Below are 16,891 nucleotides of genomic sequence, written 5' to 3'. Positions count from 1 at the left end.
CGGCCGACAAAGCCCGCGACAGTTGCATATGACCGAACAGAGCCCCGTGACAGAACAAGCCGCCCAACCCGTCAAAGCCAAGCCCACGCTCCCCGACGCGCAAACCGTGACAGAGGTGAAGCACTACACCGACCGGCTGTTCAGCTTCCGCTGCACCCGTCCGGCCTCGCTCCGGTTTCGCTCCGGCGAATTCGTGATGATCGGCCTGATGGGCGACCCGGATCCGAAAACCGGCAAGCAAAAGCCCCTGCTGCGCGCCTATTCCATCGCCTCGCCCTCATGGGACGAAGAGCTGGAGTTCTACTCGATCAAGGTGCAGGACGGCCCGCTCACCTCCAAGCTCCAGCATATCCAGCCCGGCGACGAACTGATCCTGCGGCCAAAGCCCGTGGGCACGCTGGTGCATGACGCCCTGCTGCCCGGCAAGCGCCTCTGGTTCTTCGCCACCGGCACCGGTTTTGCGCCCTTTGCTTCGCTGCTGCGCGAGCCGCAAACCTATGAAGACTATGATGAAATCGTCATCACCCACACCTGCCGCGAAGCTGGCGAGCTGACCTATGGCCGCGAGCTGATCGAAAGCCTCAAGGATGATGAGCTTCTGAACGAGGTGATCGGCGAGGGCTTCTGGAAGAAGATCCGCTACTACCCCACCACCACCCGCGAAGAGAGCGCCAAGATGGGCCGCATCACCGACCTGATGCGCACCGGCGAGGCCTTCACCGACCTCGAATGCGCCCCCCTCAACCCCGAGACAGACCGCGCGATGATCTGCGGCAACCTCGCCTTCAATCTCGAACTGAAAGAGATGCTCGAAGGCTACGGGCTGGAAGAAGGCGCCAACTCCAAGCCCGCGCATTACGTGGTCGAAAAGGCCTTCCTCGACTGACCCATTGGGCGCGGTGGGTCTTGCCCCGCCGCGCCTTTCGCCCTAGTCGGAGAAGATGGATACCGCCTTCCTCATCTCCGCCTTCGTCACCCTCTTCGTGGTGATCGACCCGCTCGGCCTCGCCCCGCTCTTCGCCGCGCTCACCCATGACGAAACCGAAGCCCGCCGCCGCGCCATCGCAATTCGCGCCGTGGCCATCGGCTTTTCCATCCTGCTGGTCTTCGGCCTCGCTGGCGAGGCGGTGCTCGAATTCGTCGGCATCTCCATGCCCGCCTTCCGCATTTCCGGCGGGCTGCTGCTGTTTCTCACCGCGCTCGAAATGCTCTTCGAGCGCCGCACCAAGCGCCGCGAGGACCAGGCCGAGGAGGATCGCCCCGATCCCTCCATCTTCCCCCTCGCCACGCCCCTCATCGCAGGGCCGGGGGCAATTGCCTCGATGATCCTGCTCTCCGGCGCGCCCAACGCCACATGGTCCACAACGCTTCAGGTCATCGGCGTTATGGCCACGGTGCTGGCCATTGTGCTCATCCTCTTTCTCGGCGGCGGCCTGCTCTCGCGGCTTCTGGGCAAAACCGGCATCAACGTGGCCACCCGCCTCCTCGGCATGCTGCTTGCCGCGCTCTCGGTGCAATTCGTCATCGACGGGCTGCGCGACCTCTCCCTGCTCTAGCAAATCGCCGCAGCGCCCCCTAAATACCTGATATGGACGGCGATACCCTCGGACGGCTCACTTATCTCATCCTGCTCGGTGTCTTCATCGGCAGCTACTTCTTCGTGTCTGGCCGCACCAACTGGGGCCAGACAGCCCGGCACGCTGCGCTCTGGGTCTTCATCTTTCTCGGCGTCATCGTCGCCTATGGCCTCTGGAATGACGTGAAGCGTGAAGTGGCGCCCCGGCAATCGGTCTTTGCCGAGGATGGCCGCGTAGAGGTGCCCGTCTCCCCCGATGGCCACTACTACCTGACGCTCGATATCAACGGCGCGCCCACCCGCTTCGTGGTCGACACCGGCGCGTCCGACATGGTGCTCTCCCGCGCCGATGCCCGCGCCGCCGGGATCGACCCCGACAGCCTCGCCTACCTTGGCCGTGCCAACACCGCCAACGGCGAGGTGCGCACCGCGCTGGTGCGCCTCGACGAGGTCAGCCTCGGCGGCATCTCCGACAGAAACGTGAGCGCATTGGTCAATGACGGCCAGATGAACGGCTCTCTCCTCGGCATGCGCTACCTTGAGCGCTTCGCCTCGGTCAGCTTCTCGCGCGGCGAGATGATCCTCCAGCGCTGATCCGCTCAAGCCGATTTCTATGCTTTCAGCATCTTTTGAATTGGCGCACCGCACCGCCACGCCCGACCCTTGAGCCACGCGCCGCCACGGCGCACCAAGGGAGGAACCACCATGAAACGCACCCGCTTCACCGCGGCCGCGCTGCTGCTTGTCACCAGCCCCGGCCTCGCCACCGCCGCCCCCGATGCCAAGGGCTGCACCGCCCTGCGCGGCCTCTCCGTGCCGCCCGAGGCCATCGGCCTGCCGAGCAGCGGCGCCGACATTCACACCGCCGCCTTCATCGAGGCCCCAGTCCCCTACTGCCAGCTGAACGGCGAGATCGACCCGGTCGATCCATCGGCACCCGACATCAACTTTCAGGTCAACCTGCCCGCCGAGTGGAACGGCAAGGCCCTCCACTACGGCGGCGGCGGCTACAACGGCAGCCTTGTTACGGGCCTCGACCAGGCCAAGTTCAACCCCGAGAGCGAGCCAACCCCGCTCGAAAAGGGCTATGCCACATGGGGCAGCGACAGCGGCCATCAATCCGGCTCCTCGCTCTCGGGCGAGTTCATGCTCAACGAGGAATCCCTGCGCAACTTCGGCGGCCAGCAGCTGAAGAAAACCCGCGACGCCGCCATGGCCGCCCTCACCGCCTTCTACGGCGAGGCGCCAAACCGCACCTACTTCCAAGGCAGCTCCCAAGGCGGCCACGAGGCGATGATCGCCATCCAGCGCTGGCCCGATGATTATGACGGTGCCCTCGTCACCCACCCCGCCAACCCCTTCGTCGGGCTGCAGCTCTCCGGCATCCGCGCGGGCCAAGCCTTCTACGCCGAGGGCGCCTATATGTCCCCCGCCGATGTCGAACTGCTCAACGGCGCGGTCTTCGCGGCGTGCGATGGTCTTGATGGCGCAGAAGACCGGCTGATCGGCAATATCGCCGCCTGTGAGGCCGCCTTCGACGTGCAAAGCCTCGCCTGCGAGGGCGATACCGCGCAAGAAGGCCAGTGCCTCACCCAAGCACAGATCACCGCGCTTGATGTCATCGCCACCCGCACCGAAACCCCGCCCCTCCAAGGCGGCGCAACGGGCTTCTCCGGCTGGCCGATCTACCTCGCAGGCGATCTATACGGCCTCTGGGGCATGGGCACGTCGCCCGAGCTCACCAACCCGCCAACCCCGGTCGCCAACTTCGGCCTCGCCGTGCTGGCCGACCCGATGATCCGTTACGGCGTGCTGGCCGACCCCGACGCCAACACCATCGAGTTCGACCCTCAGGCTCACGCCGCCCGCCTCACCGAACTGTCGGAAATCACCGATGCGGTCGAAGCCGACATGTCCGCCTTCGCCGACAAGGGCGCAAAGATCCTGCTGATGCACGGCACTACCGATTTCGCCATCCCCTTCGGCAACACCGTCGACTGGTACGAGCGCGTGGTAGCGGAAATGGGCCAAGAGGCCACGCGTGATTTCATGCGCTTCTGGCTGGTGCCCGGCTTCGGCCACGGCTCCGGCGAGTTCCAGATGCGCTGGTCCAGCCTCGATGCGCTCGACGCTTGGGTCGAAGAAGGCACCGCCCCCGAGGGCCTCGTGATGACCGACGCCGCCGAAGCCACCGCAGGCCGCACCCGCCCGATGTGCGAATACCCGGCTTTCGCCCGGCTGAACGAAGGCGCAAACGACCTCAACGCCGCCACCAGCTACAGCTGCGTCACCGAGTAACCCGCGCATTTTCTTGCTGAAAGCATCTCCCGCCGGAGGCCCAAATCTCTTCTGGGCCTTCGGCACACCGGGATCCACCCCGATCCATTACATCGCCGCCCGCCATCATGCGGCATGGCCCTTTCGGCGTTCCGCTCCGTGGCAAATCTCCGGCGTATCACGTAGGCCCGAGGCGAAGCCTAGGGTGACGCTCAGGCCGGCGACTGTCCCCAACCATCCGCACCACGCGCACGGAGGTGTACGCTGGCACCCGAGCGCGTCATCCATCCGCGCGGCAGCACCAAGCGGACAATGTTGTCTTCGAGGCAGGGGCGCGAGCTACGCGGGCTGTTGAACTCAAGACGTTTTAGGGCGGCGATGCGGCCGTTGCGTGCGGTATCGGCAAGAATGTTGGCTTTTGCCATGTCGGGGTCCTTCCGGTGTGTCGATCTTCGCTCGACTTCACCCTAAGCCGCCCCCTCGCCCCGCGCCCCCACGGGAAAGGCTATCGGCGCGCGCTTCCGATGTGACGATCTGATCTAAGGTATAGCAGGCACTGCGCCAACGAAGGGAAGGCAGGCCGGCAAGGCCCAATCTTGGCCGCCCCGCGCCTACCCGCCGCTCTCGGCCTTCTTCTCCCAGCGCCCGCTCTCTTCCGACCAGTATTCGGCCACCACGCCCGCCCCGGTGAGCGCCTTCCACTGGCCCCGCGCGTGCTGCACCGCATCCGGGTCATGCCCGTCAAACAGCACGCAAACCCGTTCCAGCGTGTCCACTTCCTCAGGCCCCACCCCGGCACCATCCACCGCCATCAGGCAGGTCGCGCCATTGGGCATCTCCTCGCCCGTGGTCAGCAGCACCGGCTGCAGCGCGTCATGCGGCCCGCCCGCGCGGCCATGGGCCAAAAACTGCTCATCCGGCCCCTTCCACAGGGCCTCGTCCAGCCAGCCCATCCGCCCCTCGTCCCGGCCCCGCACAGCCACCCGCCAGCCCTGGGCGAGCGAACGCTCGAGCAGCACCGGCAGGGTGGCTTCCAGCGGGCGCTGGGTCAGGTGATAGAACATGGCCTTGCCCATCAGGGCTTACCCCTCATAGCTATCCGCAATCAGCCGGTTCAGCGCCAGCACACCCCAGCCAGAGGCCCCTTTCGGCCCAAGCGCGGGGGCCTCTGCGGGCTGCGCCACACCGGCAATGTCGAGGTGAATCCACGGGGTCTCCTCCTTCACGAACCGGCGCAAAAACTCCGCCGCCGTGATCGACCCGCCCCAGCGGGTGCCCACGTTCTTCACGTCCGCCTTCCGGCTCTTCAGCAGCTTGGCATAGGCCTTGCCCAACGGCATCCGCCACGCGCCCTCGCCTTCGGCTTCGGCGGCCTTCAGGAAGGCCCCGGCAAACCGGTCGTCGTTGGAGAAGACGCCCGCGTTCTCATGGCCCAGAGCCACGATGATTGCCCCCGTCAGCGTGGCCAAGTCCACCATCGCAGCGGGCTTGAAGCGCTCCTGCGCGTACCACATCACATCGGCCAGAACGAGGCGGCCCTCGGCATCGGTGTTGATCACCTCAACCGTGTCGCCCTTCATGCTGGTCACAATGTCGCCGGGCCGCTGCGCGCGCCCGTCGGGCATGTTCTCCACGAGGCCCACGAGGCCCACCACATTGGCCTTGGCCTTGCGCTCTTTCACCAGCTGCATCACACCGCTGACAACACCCGCGCCGCCCATGTCCATCGTCATGTCTTCCATGCCGCCCGCAGGCTTGAGGCTGATGCCGCCGGTGTCAAAGACAACGCCCTTGCCCACCAGCGCCAAGGGCGGCTCGTCTCCGCCGCCATTCCACTGCATCACCACGACCTTAGAGGGGCTCTCCGAGCCCTCGCCCACGCCCAGCAGGCAACCCATGCCGAGCTTCTCCAGCTCGTCCTCTTCCAGCACCTCCACCGTCAGGCCATCGCCCTCCAGCGCCTTCAGCCGGTCGGCAAAATTGGTGGTGGTCAGCACATTGGCAGGCGCGTTTACGAGGTCACGGGTAAAGGCCACGCCCCCGGCCATCGCCTGCACCTCGGTGCCATCCACCTCTTCGGGCTTGTTCATCATCATGGTGATCTCAACCGGGGCCTTGGGCGCTTTCGAGGTCATCTCAACGTAGTCATAAGCCCCCAGCAGGGCCCCCAGCAGCAGCGCATCCGCGCGCTTGACCGCGCCCGCAAGCACCAGCACCGGGCCCTCCCCGGCGGCCTTGCCAATGGCCGCACCCGCCCTGCGGGCCGCCTCCAGTGTCGGGCGGCGCGACAGACGCACCACCTGCACCGCCGCGGCTTCCATGCCCGCGGGCCATGTCAGCTCGGTCGCCTCGCCCTCTTCCACCTTGCCCCAGGCCTCGCTCTCCACCAATCGCTTCAGCGCGCCCCGGGTCAGCCGGTTCACCCGGCGGGCGGGCACATCAAGCGTGCCATTGTCGGGCACCAGCACCACCACCCGGCCCTCAGCCCCTGCGATGGCGTCGATATCTGTTTCCTTCAGGGTAAAACGGGGCAGATCGGTCATGGGGCGACTCCTTTGGTTGCGTGCCGCACATAGCTAGGGCGAAACCGCCCCGAAGGAAAAGGGGGGCTGGCGAAGCGTCACCCTCCGGGGGGTGTCAGCCGGTGGCGTTCGGGCGAAAGCGGGTGCTCCGGGCGCAGCCCAAGGCCCACCACCGCGCCCACCCTGCGTTGCAGCCTCGGCAGGGATGAAACCAACCGCAGCACCATCGGAGCGCGGTCGCGCCGCGCACGGGCTCCGTCACCGCGCTCCAGGATCGGGCCAAGAAGCCGGTTCTGTATCAGCCCCTGCAAAGCCTGGGTCGCGCGTGTAGGCCAGGCGCGGCGGCGGCGCAGGGCCTCAAGGTCCACCTCCTCCAGCCGCCCCTCAGCCAGCGGACCGGCCAGCAAATTGGCGGCGGCCACGGCATCCTGCACCGCAAGGTTAATGCCCACCCCGCCCACAGGTGACATCGCATGCGCCCCGTCACCGATCATCACCAACCCCGGGCGCGACCATGTCTTGAGCCGGTCCATCCGCACGGTCAGCAGCTTGAGCGCCTCGATATCCTCCAGCCTGTCCACCACCCCGGCAAAATCCGGCACCGTCTCCGCCACCTTGCGGCGAAAGGCCTCAATCCCCTCCGCCCGCACCTGTGCCGCCCCGCCCTTGCGGATCACATAGGCACATTGAAAGTAATCACCCCGGTCGATTGTCACCAAGATGCGCCCGCCCCGGCTGCGCAACAGCGGCTCGGGTTCGCTCCCGCGCGTGTTGCCCCCCGGGCGAGGCAGCGAAAACCAGAGCACGTCAATCGGCGCGCCCACCTCCTTCAGCGGCAAGCCTGCGGCCTCCCGCACCCGGCTGTGCCGCCCGTCCGCCCCAATCACCAGCCGCGCGGTGACGCGGCGCTCGGTGCCCTGCTCCCGCACTGTCACGCCAGTCACCGGGCCGCCCGGTTCTTGCTCGATCAGCCCGGTCACCTCTGCATTCATCCGCAGCTCGAAGCCGGGCAACTGCGCGGCAACGCGCGCGATGAAATCCAGCAGGTGCCACTGCGGCACCATCGCGATGAACCGGCAGCGTGCCTTCAGCCGCGAGAAATCCGCCACCGCCACCCGCTCCTCGCCAAACACCCCGCCAAGGCGCGGCAGGCGGTTGTGGGGCAGCGCAAGAAAGCTGTCGAGCAGGCCAAGGTCTCCGAAGATGTCGAGGGTGGAGGGGTGCACCGTGTCGCCGCGAAAGTCGCGCAGGAAGTCGCCATGCTTCTCCAGCACGAGCACCCGGCAGCCGGCGCGGGCAAACAGCAGGCCCGCGATCATCCCGGCAGGCCCGCCGCCGGCGATGACGCAGTCGTACTCCGGCGCTTCGCCCATCCCGGCCACCTTCTGCAGCTTGCATTGCTTCCGCACAGCCAGCCTGCCCCGGCATCATTGCCTGTTTCAACCCCGCGCGCGATCCGCTAGATTTCGCGGCAACCAGAACAACACCGCCGGGGCAGTCCGCGTGCCGAGATACGACCGCTATATCCTCTCCCAACTTCTGGTGCTGTTCGGCTTCTTCTCGCTCGTGCTCGTCTCGGTCTATTGGGTCAACCGCGCTGTGATCCTGTTTGACCAGCTCATCGCAGACGGCCAGTCGGCGGGCGTGTTCGTGGAATTCACCGCGCTCTCGCTGCCCAACGTGATCCGCCTCGTGCTACCGATGGCGGCCTTCGTGGCCACGGTCTATGCCACCAACCGACTGGCTTCGGAAAGCGAGCTGGTGGTCATCCAGGCCACCGGCTTCTCGTCTTGGCGGATGGCGCGGCCGGTGCTGTTCTTCGGGCTCTTCGTGGCCCTGCTGATGGCGGTGCTGGTGCATGTGCTGGTGCCCGCCTCGCGCGGCCAACTGGCCGAGCGGCAATCAGAAATCGCCAATAACATCACCGCCCGCTTCCTCACCGAGGGCCAGTTCCTGCACCCCGCCTCCGGCATCACCTTCTACATCCGCGAGATCTCTCCCGAGGGCGAGCTGCGCGATGTTTTCCTCTCCGATGCCCGCAACCCCGACGAGCGCACCACTTACACCGCCGCCCGCGCCTTCCTCGTGCGCCAAGAGACCGGGCCGAAACTGGTGATGTTCGACGGCGCCGCGCAAACCCTCTCCGCCGAGACAGAGCGGCTCTTCACCACAGCCTTCTCCGACTTTTCCTACGACATCGGCGCGCTCATCACCTCCTCCGCCTACGCCCGCACCGATATCCGCCACTACCCGACGGCGGCGCTGTTCTCTCCCACCGAGGAGGCGCTGGAGATCACCGGGCGCACCCGGGCCGAGTTCACCTATGAGGGCAACCTGCGCATCGCGCAGCCGTTTACGGCGCTGGTGGCGGCCCTGATCGGCTTTGCCACGCTGATCACCGGCGGATTCTCCCGCTTCGGGGTCTGGCGACAGATCCTCGTGGCGGTGGGGCTTCTGATCGTGGTGCAGGTGCTGGAGACGGTGGCCGCAGGGGCCGCGCGCAAGGATGCCGCGCTCTGGCCAGTGGTCTACCTGCCGGTGGCAGTGGGGCTCGCGATCACCGCGGCGCTGCTGTGGTATGCCGACCGGCCCTTCATGTTCACCCGGCGGCGCAAGGCGGAGGCCCCCGCATGACCCGCCGCTGCTGCCACATGGCGCTGGCCCCTGCCGCGCGGAGACTTCAGCCATGAAGCTCCACTTCTACTTCGCCCGCAAATTCGCGCTCGCCCTGATCGGCGTCTTCGCGGTCTTCGGCTTGCTGCTGACCCTGCTCGATATCGTCGATCAACTACGGCGCTTTTCCGATACCGGCATCAGCTTTGGTGGCGCGCTGGAGCTCTCACTGCTCTCGGTGCCGCAAACGCTCTACCGCATCCTGCCGCTGATCGTGCTGCTGGCCACGCTGGTGCTGTTCCTCGGGCTGGCCCGCAGCTCCGAGCTGGTGGTGACCCGCGCCGCCGGGCGCTCGGCGCTCCGGGCGCTGGTCTCTCCGGTGGTGGTGGCGCTGCTGCTCGGCGGGCTGGGGATCGCGGTGATGAACCCCATCGTCGCGGCCACGCAAGTGCGCTACGAGCAAAAGGCAGCCGACCTGTCCTCTGGCGGCGGCTCGGTGCTTTCGATCTCGGGCGAAGGGCTCTGGCTGCGTCAGGGCGGGCCAGAGGGCCAAACGGTGATCCGCGCGGCGCGCGCCAATCTCGACGGCACCGCCTTCGAAGGCGTGACCTTCCTCAGCTTCGCTCCCGCAGGGGCCGAGGTGCAGGGGCCGGTTCAGCGCATCGAGGCGGCAGCAGCGCGGCTGGAGCCGGGCCGCTGGGTGCTGGAAAACGCCAAGGTCTGGCCGCTCGTCGGCGTGCCCAACCCAGAGGCCGCCTCCTCCCGCGCCGTGGAGATGGAACTGCCCTCCGCCCTCACACTCGACCAGATCCGCGACAGCTTCGGCACCCCCTCGGCCATCCCGATCTGGGAGCTGCCGGGCTTCATCGCCAACCTCGAAGGCGCCGGGTTCTCGGCCCGGCTGCATAAGGTGTGGATGCAGATGGAGCTGGCCCTGCCGCTGTTCCTGATGGCCATGGTGCTTGTTGGGGCGGGATTCACCATGCGGCATACGCGCTTCGGCAAGACCGGGCTGATGGTGCTGCTGGCGCTGATGCTCGGCCTCGCGCTCTACTTCATCCGCAACTTCGCCCAGATCCTCGGCGAGAACGGCCAGATCCCCGTGACCATGGCCGCATGGACACCTCCCGTCGCGGGCATCCTCGCCTCGCTGGCCCTGCTCTTGCACCTGGAGGACGGCTGATGCTGCGGCTCCTCGCTCCGCTCCTCGCCACGCTGGGCCTCTTCGCCCTGCTCATCGGCCCGGCGCGCGCCCAGCAATCGGGCGAAGAAGCGGTGCTGCTGGCGGACCGCGTGGAGATCGCCGGAAATGACAGGCTGATCGCCACCGGCAACGTCGAGGTGATCCAGGGCAACACCCGGATGACCGCCGGACGTATCGTCTATGACCAAAGCACCAACATGCTGGTGATCGACGGGCCCATCACCCTCAACGACGGCGCGGACACGGTGATCCTCGCCTCCGACGCCGCGCTCTCGACCGACCTGAAGAACGGCCTCCTGCGCTCCGCCCGCATGGTGCTCAACCAGCAGCTCCAGCTTGCCGCCGTCGAGATCAACCGGGTCAACGGCCGCTACACCCAGCTTTACAAAACCGTCGCCTCAACCTGTCAGGTCTGCGGCAAACGCCCGGTGCCGCTCTGGCAGATCCGCGCCAAGCGGATCATCCACGACGAGCAGGAACAGCAGCTCTACTTCGATGGCGCGCGCTTCGAGGTGGCCGGCGTGCCGGTGATGTATCTGCCCCGCCTGCGCCTGCCCGACCCCACGCTGAAGCGCTCCACAGGCTTTTTGGCGCCTACCTTCCGCTCCACCGATGCGCTCGGCTTCGGGGTGAAGATCCCCTACTTCATCACCCTCGGCCCCCACGCCGACCTCACCCTCACGCCCTACCTTTCTACCAATTCCACCCGCACGCTGGAATATCGCTTCCGCCGCGCCTTCCGCGCTGGCACGCTCTCGTTTGAAGGGGCGGTCTCCGAGGATGACATCCGCGAGGGCGAGCTGCGCAGCTACCTCTTCACCCAAGGCCAGTTCGACATCGGGCGCGGCTACACCCTGACCTTCGATATCGAAACCGTCTCCGACACCGGCTACCTGCTCGACTACGACTATTCCGACAAGGACCGGCTCGACAGCGCTGTCGAGATCGCCCGCACCCGGCGCGACCAGAACTTTCGCGCCAATATCACCGCCTACCGCTCGCTGCGCGACGGCGAAAGCAACGAAACCCAGCCCACCATCACTGCCGACCTGCACTACGAAAACCGCTTCACGCCGGGCTGGCTCGGCGGCTCGGCGGGCTTCACCTTCGATCTGCACCACCACTACCGCCGCTCCGATCTGGATATCGACAGCGCCGATAGCGATCTCATCGTCGATGGCCGCGATGTCACCCGCGCCTCCGCCCGGCTCGACTGGCGGCGCGATTGGCTGCTCGATAACGGCATCATGATCGGCGCACTCGGGGCGCTGAATTTCGATTTCACCGATGTGGCCGATGACGCGGGCTATTCCGACTCGGTCTTCGAAGTCACGCCGCAGGCCGCCGTCGAGCTGCGCTGGCCCTTCATCCGCCGCGGCGCCCGGGCCACCCATATCCTCGAACCCATCGTGCAACTGGCTTGGACCGGCGAAAGCGACACCGACCTGCCCAACGATGAAAGCACCCTGCTCGAGTTCGACGAAGGCAACCTCTTCTCGCTCGACCGCTTCCCCGGCGGCGATGTCTACGAGCGCGGGTTGCGCACCAATCTCGGCCTGCGCTGGACCCGTTTCGATTCCAGCGGCTGGACCCTTGGCGTCACCCTCGGGCGGATCATCCGCTCCGAAGACCTTGGCCAGTTCACCGGCTACCCCGGGCTGGAAGGCACCAAATCCGACTGGCTCGCAGCGGTGCAACTCCAGCTGCCCAACCGGCTGACCCTCACCAACCGCGCCCTCTTTGATGACAACTTCTCTTTCTCCAAGAACGAGCTGCGCGCCGCCTGGTCCTCCGACAGCCTCTCGATGGCGGGCTCCTACATCTGGATGGAAGCCAACACGCTCGAAAACCGCCCCCTAGACGTGAACGAGATCACCCTCGACACCGCATGGCAGGTGGATGACAACTGGCTGCTCTCGCTCGACTGGCGCTATGACGTCGAGCAGGACCGCGCCGCCGAGGCCACCTTCGGCGTCGAATGGCGCAACGAATGTGTGGAGGTCGATCTTACGGTCTCGCGCCGCTTCACCTCCTCCACCTCCATCGACCCGACCACCGACATCGGCCTTCAGGTGTCGCTCTCCGGCTTCGGCGCAGGCCGCGCGTCACAGCGCCACCTCGCACGTGGTTGCAGGGGCTGAGGCCATGGGCCACCTCATGCACCCCACCGGGCCCCGCCACGCCCGGCGCGTCTGCGTTGCGCTGGCCACCCTCGCGGCCCTGCTCCTGCCCGCCCCCGCGCAGGCCGAGCGGGACGAGGCAGCCAACTGGCCCGCAACCTGCGCCGAGGCCGTGGCCCGCCTCACCTTCGAGCTGCCCGCCGAAGAGCGCCGCCGCCTCGCCGCCATGCCGGAGGAGAACCTGACCCTGCTCCACCACGGCTACGGAACCCACATCCGCAACAGCTTCGGCCTCTGGCTGGGCAACATCGCGCTGGCCCGCGATTGCACCGGCGCGGCACTCCCCCACCCCGACGAGGCCTCCATGGCCATCATCCGCGCCCTCTGGCTCAGCCTCCAGCCCTGAGCCCGGCCCCTTCACGCCCGCGCAACCGGGGATGACAAACCCCCGCGCCTTTGCGATAAGTCACCAACAATGACCAGAACAGCTTGCAGGCACCCATGATCACTTCGCGTTTCACCCTCCTGTTGCGGTCCGCTCTGGCCGCTCTGCTGGTGCTTATCGGCCTCCCCGCCACCGCACAGGTCGCCACGACCGAGCTGTTCAAACCGGTGGTCACGATCAACGGCAAGGCGGTGACCAACTTCGAAGTCCAGCAACGGATGATCATGCTCAAGCTCTTCCGCACCGCCGGAGACCTCGAAGAGCAGGCCATCGAAGCCCTCATCGAAGACCGCCTGCGCTTCATCGCCGCCGAAGAGATGGACCTTGCCCTGAGCGAGGAAGAAATCATCGAGGGCGAAGCCGAATTTGCCAGCCGCGCCAACCTTACCCGCGAAGAGTTCCTGCAAGCCCTCGCCGGTGCTGGCGTGGCCCGTGAGAGTTTCCGCGATTTCGCCGCCGCCGGCCTGCTCTGGCGTCAGGTCGTGGCACAGCGCTTTGCCCAACGGGCGCAGGCCCAAGTCACCGAAAGCGATATCCAGCGCGCCATCTCCACAACCTCCCGCCGTGGCGGTGGTGTGAAGGTGGACTTCGCCGAAATCATCCTGCCCGCCAACACCCCCGCGGCGGCGGCGCAGGCCGAGCGCCGCGCTGCCGAGCTTGGCGGCACCTCCATGTCCGAGGCCGCCTTCTCCTCCTCCGCACGGCGCTTCTCGGCCTCCCCCTCCCGCGCACGCGGCGGACGCATCCCCGAGCCGGTGCCCATCGGCAACCTGCCCGGGCCCATCGCGCAGGCCTTCCTCACGCTGGCACCGGGCGAAACCACCGATCCGTTTCCAATCCCCAACGCCATCGCCATCTTCCAGCTGCGCCGCCTGATCGACACCGACGAACCGGGCGATGAGACGACAGCGCTGGAATATGCCCGCTTCCTCATCCCCGGTGGCCGCACCGAAGAAACCCTAACAGAGGCGGCTCGGATTCGCGCCCGCGTCGATACCTGCGATGATCTCTACGCCGTGGCCAAGGGCCTCCCGCCCCAGCGCCTCACCCGTGAAACCCGCGCCGCCGATGATGTGCCCCGTGACATCGCGCTGGAGCTGGCCAAGCTCGACGCGGGCGAAAGTTCCACCGCGCTGACATCCGGCAATGCGCTGGTTTTCCTCATGCTCTGCGCCCGCAGCGCGGCCACGCTTGAAGATGACAGCCCCACGCCCACCCTGCGCACCGGCAACGTCGCCGCCCCGGTCGAGCCCGACCCTGATGCAGCCACGGCCGAGGCCAGCGAGCCTGAAGGCACCGTGCCCGGCGTCTCCGAGGTCAATCGCCGTGCGGTGCGCGAACGGCTGGTCAACCAGATCGTTGCGGGCTACGCCGCAGGCTACCTCGCCGAGCTGAAGGCCAATGCCATCATCACCTATCCCTGAGGGCGCCCCGCGCCCCATCGCTCTGTCCTGCGGCGATCCGGCAGGCATCGGCCCCGAAATCGCGGTGAAGGCCTGGCAACGCTATCGCGAACGCCTGCCCTTCGCCTATATCGGCAGCCGTCGCCACCTGCCGACCCATCTGCCCGTCGCGCCCGTCACAAGCGCCGCCGAAGCCGCCAGCGTGGCCGCAGACGCCCTGCCGCTGATCGAAATCGACTTCGCCGGTGAGAGCCAGCCCGGCCAGCCTGATCCGGCAGACGCGCCCGGCACCATCGCCGCCATCGAGCGAGCCGTGGCCGAGGTGCGCTCCGGAGCCGCCGCCGCCCTCACCACCTGCCCCATCTCCAAGCTGGCGCTGATCGAGGGGGCCGCCTTCGCCTACCCTGGCCATACCGAGTTTCTGGCCCATCTCGCAGGCGGCGGGCCGACCCCGGTGATGATGCTGGCCTCGCCCGCGCTGCGCGTGGTGCCCGCCACCATCCACATTCCGCTGGTCGAGGTGCCCACCGCGCTCACGGCCGAGCTGCTCAGCGAAACCATCCGCATCACCGCCGCCGGTCTTACCCGCGATTTCGGCCTCTCCGCGCCCCGCATCGCCATCGCTGGCCTCAACCCGCACGCGGGTGAAGGCGGCAAGATCGGCACCGAAGAGCTGCGCTGGATCACCGCCACGCTCGACACCCTCCGCGCCGAGGGCCTCTCCCTCACCGGCCCCCTGCCCGCCGACACCATGTTTCATGCCGCCGCCCGCGCCTGCTATGACGCGGCGATCTGCATGTATCACGATCAGGCCCTGATCCCGGCGAAGACGCTGGCCTTTGACAGCGCGGTCAACGTCACCCTCGGCCTGCCCTTCATCCGCACCTCCCCCGATCACGGCACCGCCTACGACATCGCCGGCCAAGGCATCGCCACGCCCTCCTCCCTCTGCGCCGCGCTCGAAATGGCGCGCGACATGGCCATCGCCCGAGGCGCACATGGCCCAGATTGACGGCCTCCCTCCCCTGCGTGATGTGATCGCCACCCACGGGCTCGCGGCCAAAAAGTCGCTTGGCCAGAATTTCTTGCTCGATCTCAACCTCACCTCCCGCATCGCCCGCATCCCCGGTGACCTTTCCGGCGCCGATGTGCTGGAGGTCGGCCCCGGCCCCGGCGGCCTCACACGCGGCCTGCTGGCCAACGGCGCCCGCCGCGTGCTGGCCATCGAAAAAGACGCCCGCTGCCTCCCCGCGCTGGCCGAAATCGCCGAGGCCTACCCGGGCAAACTCACCGTTCTGGAAGGCGACGCGCTCGAAATCGACGCCACCGCCCACCTGACCGGCCCCATCCACGTGGTTGCCAACCTGCCCTACAACGTCGGCACCGAACTGCTGATTAGGTGGCTGACACCGCCGCAATGGCCGCCCTACTGGCAAAGCCTCACCCTGATGTTCCAACGCGAGGTGGCCGAGCGCATCGTTGCCCAGCCCGGCGGCAAGGCCTATGGCCGCCTCGCCGTGCTTGCGCAATGGAAAGCCGAGGCCCGCATCGCCCTGTCGTTGCCGCCCGAGGCCTTCACGCCACCGCCCAAGGTCTCCTCTGCCGTGGTCCACCTCACACCCCGCCCCGCGCCCGCCTTCCCCGCCGATCCGGTGATGATGGAACGCGTGGTGGCCAAGGCCTTCAACCAGCGCCGCAAAATGCTGCGTGCCGCGCTCAAGGGGATGCACCCGCAGATTGAGGCCAAGCTCGAAGAGGCAGGCATCAAGCCCACCGACCGGGCAGAAACCGTCCCGATCAGCGGTTTCGCCGCCCTCGCCCGCGCGCTGAGCTAAGGGCCGCCCCCCCAAAACGCAAAACGCGCCCCGAAGAGCGCGTTTTTACATCCGTTCCAGCAAAAGCCCTTACTCGGCTGCCTTGGTCTCCGGAGCCTTGCCACCCTCGTCACCGCCGCCACTGTCTGTCGCGGCAGGCTTGCGGGTCCGCTTGCGGCGCGGCTTCTGCGGCTTGCTTTCCGGCGTTTCCACCAAACCGCTGTCGCTGCTGGCCTCGCTGTCCAAAACATCCATCACATCCGAAGAGCCGGAGCCAGCCTGACGGTCATTGCCGCGGTCTTTCGGACGCTCATTCTGACGGTCGTTCTGCGGCTCGTTCTGATTGGCATTGCCGCGGTCATCACCGCCCTGCTTGCCACCATCTTCACCCTGCTGCCGGTCCTGCTGGCCATTGCCGCCGCCCTGCTGCTGGTTGTTGTTCTGGTTGTTATTGTTGTTGTGCTGCTGCTGCCGCGCTTCCTGCTCGCGCTGCGCCTCGCCCAACATCCGAATGTAATGCTCGGCATGCTGCTGAAAGTTCTCGGCGGCCACACGGTCATTGCCGAGCTGCGCATCGCGGAAAAGCTGCTGATACTTGTCGATAATCTGCTGCGGCGTGCCGCGCACCTTGCCCTCAGGCCCCGAGCTGTCGAAAACCCGGTTGACGATATTGCCCATCGAGCGCGAGCGGTTCCCCTTGGAACGCGAACGTGACTTGGAAGATCTCATGTATTAACGGTCCGCCTTGTTGCGGTTTTTGCCTGACCCGGCCGCTGGTGAGCGGTCTTGAAAATGTAGGGTCGGCGATTGGGTGACAGCGAGAGGGCGTGCGCCCAAGCACGGCGCCTCTGCACATTGGTTATATGGGCAAATTGGCCCGTGACAAGTGAAAAATCACCCCAATGCGTCACGTTTGG

16 protein-coding genes are annotated in these 16,891 nt (G+C 66.9%); 11 read left to right on the top strand and 5 right to left on the bottom strand.

What is annotated here, in order from left to right; all coding sequences use genetic code 11:
- Positions 1-28 precede the first annotated feature (28 nt).
- The 4 genes from ACXAG6_RS10720 (at position 29) to ACXAG6_RS10705 (ending at position 3,874) form a co-directional block, all read left to right on the top strand.
- Entirely contained in the window at positions 29-886 is an 858-nt protein-coding gene (locus ACXAG6_RS10720; RefSeq protein ID WP_140013884.1) for a ferredoxin--NADP reductase, read from the top strand.
- A gap of 55 nt (positions 887-941) precedes the next feature.
- Complete coding sequence (locus tag ACXAG6_RS10715; RefSeq protein WP_140013883.1) at positions 942-1,556, top strand: MarC family protein; 615 nt, start codon at positions 942-944, stop codon at positions 1,554-1,556.
- Positions 1,557-1,588: 32 nt separating this feature from the next.
- Complete coding sequence (locus ACXAG6_RS10710) at positions 1,589-2,170, top strand: retropepsin-like aspartic protease family protein (RefSeq protein ID WP_140013882.1); 582 nt, start codon at positions 1,589-1,591, stop codon at positions 2,168-2,170.
- A 111-nt stretch (positions 2,171-2,281) separates the two neighbouring features.
- Positions 2,282-3,874, top strand: coding sequence for a tannase/feruloyl esterase family alpha/beta hydrolase (locus tag ACXAG6_RS10705; protein WP_475337492.1), 1,593 nt, complete (start codon positions 2,282-2,284; stop codon positions 3,872-3,874).
- 191 nt (positions 3,875-4,065) lie between these two features.
- Here ACXAG6_RS10705 and ACXAG6_RS10700 read toward each other — a convergent pair whose 3' ends face one another.
- From ACXAG6_RS10700 to ACXAG6_RS10685, 4 genes are all read right to left on the bottom strand, one after another.
- Entirely contained in the window at positions 4,066-4,278 is a 213-nt protein-coding gene (locus ACXAG6_RS10700; RefSeq protein ID WP_475337491.1) for a hypothetical protein, read from the bottom strand.
- Positions 4,279-4,464: 186 nt separating this feature from the next.
- Positions 4,465-4,929: a DNA polymerase III subunit chi gene (locus tag ACXAG6_RS10695; protein ID WP_475337489.1), complete on the bottom strand. Its 465-nt coding sequence runs from the start codon at positions 4,927-4,929 to the stop codon at positions 4,465-4,467.
- Between the two features lie 6 nt (positions 4,930-4,935).
- On the bottom strand, positions 4,936-6,396 hold the full coding sequence (locus ACXAG6_RS10690; RefSeq protein WP_475337488.1) for a leucyl aminopeptidase: 1,461 nt from the start codon (positions 6,394-6,396) through the stop codon (positions 4,936-4,938).
- A 77-nt stretch (positions 6,397-6,473) separates the two neighbouring features.
- Complete coding sequence (locus tag ACXAG6_RS10685) at positions 6,474-7,784, bottom strand: FAD-dependent oxidoreductase (RefSeq protein WP_475337487.1); 1,311 nt, start codon at positions 7,782-7,784, stop codon at positions 6,474-6,476.
- A gap of 94 nt (positions 7,785-7,878) precedes the next feature.
- Between ACXAG6_RS10685 and lptF the strand changes: the two genes are divergently transcribed.
- The 7 genes from lptF (at position 7,879) to rsmA (ending at position 15,995) form a co-directional block, all read left to right on the top strand.
- A complete protein-coding gene (lptF, locus tag ACXAG6_RS10680; RefSeq protein ID WP_140013878.1) occupies positions 7,879-9,009 on the top strand; it encodes an LPS export ABC transporter permease LptF in 1,131 nt (376 codons plus the stop codon).
- 52 nt (positions 9,010-9,061) lie between these two features.
- Complete coding sequence (gene lptG, locus ACXAG6_RS10675) at positions 9,062-10,171, top strand: LPS export ABC transporter permease LptG (protein WP_475337485.1); 1,110 nt, start codon at positions 9,062-9,064, stop codon at positions 10,169-10,171.
- On the top strand, positions 10,171-12,333 hold the full coding sequence (locus ACXAG6_RS10670) for an LPS-assembly protein LptD (RefSeq protein ID WP_475337484.1): 2,163 nt from the start codon (positions 10,171-10,173) through the stop codon (positions 12,331-12,333). The genes lptG and ACXAG6_RS10670 overlap by 1 nt, the downstream gene beginning before the upstream one ends.
- A 4-nt stretch (positions 12,334-12,337) precedes the next feature.
- Positions 12,338-12,718: a DUF6794 domain-containing protein gene (locus ACXAG6_RS10665; RefSeq protein ID WP_475337482.1), complete on the top strand. Its 381-nt coding sequence runs from the start codon at positions 12,338-12,340 to the stop codon at positions 12,716-12,718.
- A 95-nt stretch (positions 12,719-12,813) separates the two neighbouring features.
- Positions 12,814-14,181, top strand: a complete 1,368-nt coding sequence (locus tag ACXAG6_RS10660; RefSeq protein ID WP_475337480.1) for a peptidylprolyl isomerase — start codon at positions 12,814-12,816, stop codon at positions 14,179-14,181.
- Positions 14,159-15,172 (top strand): 4-hydroxythreonine-4-phosphate dehydrogenase PdxA, encoded by a 1,014-nt coding sequence (pdxA, locus tag ACXAG6_RS10655; protein ID WP_475337479.1) that lies wholly within the window; start codon positions 14,159-14,161, stop codon positions 15,170-15,172. The genes ACXAG6_RS10660 and pdxA overlap by 23 nt, the downstream gene beginning before the upstream one ends.
- Positions 15,159-15,995 (top strand): 16S rRNA (adenine(1518)-N(6)/adenine(1519)-N(6))-dimethyltransferase RsmA, encoded by an 837-nt coding sequence (rsmA, locus tag ACXAG6_RS10650; RefSeq protein ID WP_140013872.1) that lies wholly within the window; start codon positions 15,159-15,161, stop codon positions 15,993-15,995. Before pdxA ends, rsmA begins: the two co-directional genes overlap by 14 nt.
- Positions 15,996-16,064: 69 nt before the next feature.
- On the opposite strand, the gene ACXAG6_RS10645 is transcribed toward rsmA, so the two are convergent.
- Complete coding sequence (locus tag ACXAG6_RS10645; RefSeq protein ID WP_475337477.1) at positions 16,065-16,703, bottom strand: DUF4167 domain-containing protein; 639 nt, start codon at positions 16,701-16,703, stop codon at positions 16,065-16,067.
- Positions 16,704-16,891 lie beyond the last annotated feature (188 nt).

The sequence above is a fragment of the Vannielia sp. ABF1_015 genome, assembly GCF_056160745.1.
The sequence above is the reverse complement of the archived record's forward strand: the minus strand, read 5'-3'. Positions and strand labels throughout refer to the sequence as shown.